The 3401-nt window shown below is 52.1% G+C and carries 2 rRNA genes; both read right to left on the bottom strand.

Annotated features, from left to right (window positions below):
- Positions 1 to 313 precede the first annotated feature (313 nt).
- Positions 314 to 425 (bottom strand): 5S ribosomal RNA (gene rrf, locus BLR09_RS25230).
- 126 nt (positions 426 to 551) lie between these two features.
- Positions 552 to 3366: ribosomal RNA gene (locus BLR09_RS25225) — 23S ribosomal RNA — on the bottom strand.
- Positions 3367 to 3401 lie beyond the last annotated feature (35 nt).

Here is a 3401-nt window from a genome sequence, read left to right as displayed (position 1 = left end):
TAAGCTATTGCTCGCGGTGTCAGTATTACATCAAAAAACGCTCTCCGGTCTGGAGGGCGTTTTTCATTTCGGCAGTCAGCTTAAAGCAATCAGGGCTCGGGGGTAATATCGGTAGTTGCAGCTACCTGTATATCACGCAAAAGGCGCTCTTCCGTTTGGGGAGCACCTGGGGTAATTCGCAAGGGGCGTGTTGCCGCCTATAGCTTACAGCCTACCGCTTAAAAGTCGACAGCCGATCGCCGACAGCTGACAGCCGACAACTGCCTAAAAACAGCAAAAGCTCCCGGTTACAGGAGCTTTGCTATCCATTAATGGGAGGCGATTACCTACTTTCCCGGGGGCGAACCCAGTATCATCGGCGGAGCGGGGCTTAACGGCCCTGTTCGGGATGGGAAGGGGTGAACACCCGCCCTATGATCGCCATTGGCTCTTCAGATGCTGATTTCGGTTCCCCTACTCTCAACTTCCATGCCTTCAAGGTCCTCTTTCTTAACGTGATGTGGAAAAGAGATAAGCTGTATACACAAGTAAGTCCTACCCGTATTAATTTTTAAAAGAAGTCTTGGAGCGATTAGTACTGCTCGGCTTTGATGTCACCACCTTTAGACCTGCAGCCTATCAACGTCATCGTCTCTGACGGCTCTCTTAATGGAATTCTCATCTTGAGGCAAGTTTCGCACTTAGATGCTTTCAGCGCTTATCTTAACCCGACGTGGCTACCCAGCGATGCCCCTGGCGGAACAACTGGCATACCAGCGGTCGGTTCAACCCGGTCCTCTCGTACTAAGGTCAAGCCCTCTCAAAATTCCAACGCCCACCACAGATAGGGACCGAACTGTCTCACGACGTTCTGAACCCAGCTCGCGTGCCACTTTAATCGGCGAACAGCCGAACCCTTGGGACCTTCTCCAGCCCCAGGATGTGACGAGCCGACATCGAGGTGCCAAACCTCCCCGTCGATGTGAGCTCTTGGGGGAGATCAGCCTGTTATCCCCGGAGTACCTTTTATCCTTTGAGCGACGGCCCTTCCATGCGGAACCGCCGGATCACTATCTCCCACTTTCGTGCCTGCTCGGCCTGTTTGCCTCACAGTCAAGCACCCTTCTGCGATTGCACTCTACGCACGGTTACCAAGCGTGCTGAGGGTACCTTTGAAAGCCTCCGATACTTTTTTGGAGGCGACCACCCCAGTCAAACTACCCACCATGCAGTGTCCTCTCTTGAGTTAGACTCCCAGCAACCGGAGGGTGGTATTTCAACGTTGGCTCCACGATGCCTAGCGACACCGCTTCATAGCCTCCCACCTATCCTACACACCAGTTACCAAAAGTCAGTGCAAAGCTATAGTAAAGGTTCACGGGGTCTTTCCGTCCCGTGGCGGGTAAGCGGCATCTTCACCGCTACTACAATTTCACCGAGCTCACGGCTGAGACAGTGCCCAGATCGTTACACCATTCGTGCAGGTCGGAACTTACCCGACAAGGAATTTCGCTACCTTAGGACCGTTATAGTTACGGCCGCCGTTTACTGGGGCTTCGATTCAATGCTTTGCCTTGCGACTAACATCCCCTCTTAACCTTCCAGCACCGGGCAGGTGTCAGGCCTTATACGTCAACTTTCGTTTTGGCAAAGCCCTGTGTTTTTGTTAAACAGTCGCCTGGGCCATTTCTCTGCGGCCTCGCTTGCACGAGGCTCCCCTTATCCCGAAGTTACAGGGTTAATTTGCCGAGTTCCTTAGCCGTGATTCACTCGAGCACCTTGGTATGTTCTACCCGGATACCTGTGTCGGTTTGCGGTACGGGTTACAATAGGCTGAAGCTTAGCAGCTTTTCTTGGAAGGTTACTCCCTGATTCGCCTTGCCCTTGCGGGCTCGGCTCAACGCACACTTCCGTCCGTACGTATCAAGCCATAACCTCCGTCACTGCGTCGCACCTACTGTAAGTACAGGAATTTTAACCTGTTGGGCATCGATGGGTCGCTTTCGCTATCACCTTAGCTCCCGACTAACCCTCAGTTGATTAGCATAGCTGAGGAATCCTGATCCTTACGGTGGGAAGGTTTCTCACCTTCCTTATCGTTACTTATCCCTACATTTGCTTTTCTCATCGCTCCAGCATGCCTTGCCGGCACACCTTCTCTGCCATGAGAATGCTCCCCTACCAAGTATTTCTACTTCCATCGCTTCGGCACATGGCTTGATGCCCGTTTATTATCGATGCCCGCCCCGCTCGACCAGTGAGCTGTTACGCACTCTTTAAATGAATAGCTGCTTCCAAGCTAACATCCTGGCTGTCTCTGCAGTCGGACCTCCTTTGTTCAACTTAGCCCTGATTTAGGGGCCTTAGCGGATGGTCTGGGTTCTTTCCCTCTCGGACTGGGACCTTAGCACCCCAGCCCTCACTCCCGGGCATATTATACGGCATTCAGAGTTCGTCAGGATTTGGTAGGATTTGACTCCCCCTAGTCCTATCGGTAGCTTTACCTCCGTATAACTACATCCCGAGGCTGTTCCTAAAAACATTTCGGGGAGTACGAGCTATCTCTCAGTTTGATTGGCCTTTCACCCCTACCCACAACTCATCCAAATGCTTTTCAACGCAAACTGGTTCGGTCCTCCATGTCGTGTTACCGACACTTCAACCTGGTCATGGGTAGATCACAAAGTTTCGCGTCTGCTGCCACTGACTAATCGCCCTATTCGGACTCGCTTTCGCTTCGGCTTCGTATCTGCAATACTTAACCTCGCCAGTAACAGCAACTCGTAGGGTCATTATGCAAAAGGCACGCCGTCACCCCATTACAGGGCTCCGACCGCTTGTAAGCGTGCGGTTTCAGGATCTTTTCACCCCCCTATTCGGGGTACTTTTCACCTTTCCCTCACGGTACTGGTTCACTATCGGTCTCTCGGGAGTATTTAGCCTTGGCGGATGGTGCCGCCAGATTCAGAGGGGATTTCACCGGTCCCCACCTACTCAGGATACTGCTACGTCAAAAAATTGTACACTTACAGGGCTGTCACCTTCTTTGGCCGGCCTTCCCAGACCGTTCTGTTTCCTTTCTCTTCTAAAAAGCAGTCCTACAACCCCAACCCCGCCGTAACGGAACTGGTTTGGGCTAATCCGCGTTCGCTCGCCACTACTTGCGGAATCACTGTTGTTTTCTTTTCCTCTGGGTACTTAGATGTTTCAGTTCCCCAGGTTGGCCTCCTTTGCAGGATACTTGGTCTTCAACCAAGTGAGTTGTCTCATTCGGACACGTTCGGATCAACTCTCATGTGCAGATCCCCGAACATTTTCGCAGCTTATCGCGTCCTTCATCGCCTCCGAGAGCCTAGGCATTCCCCGCACGCCCTTTGTAACTTCTTTCTTAATACCTTGGTGCTCTTACTCGTGTGATTTGA

It is taken from the genome of Siphonobacter aquaeclarae, from assembly GCF_900103285.1.
Classification (GTDB): Bacteria; Bacteroidota; Bacteroidia; order Cytophagales; family Spirosomataceae; genus Siphonobacter; species Siphonobacter aquaeclarae.
The sequence above is the reverse complement of the archived record's forward strand: the minus strand, read 5'-3'. Positions and strand labels throughout refer to the sequence as shown.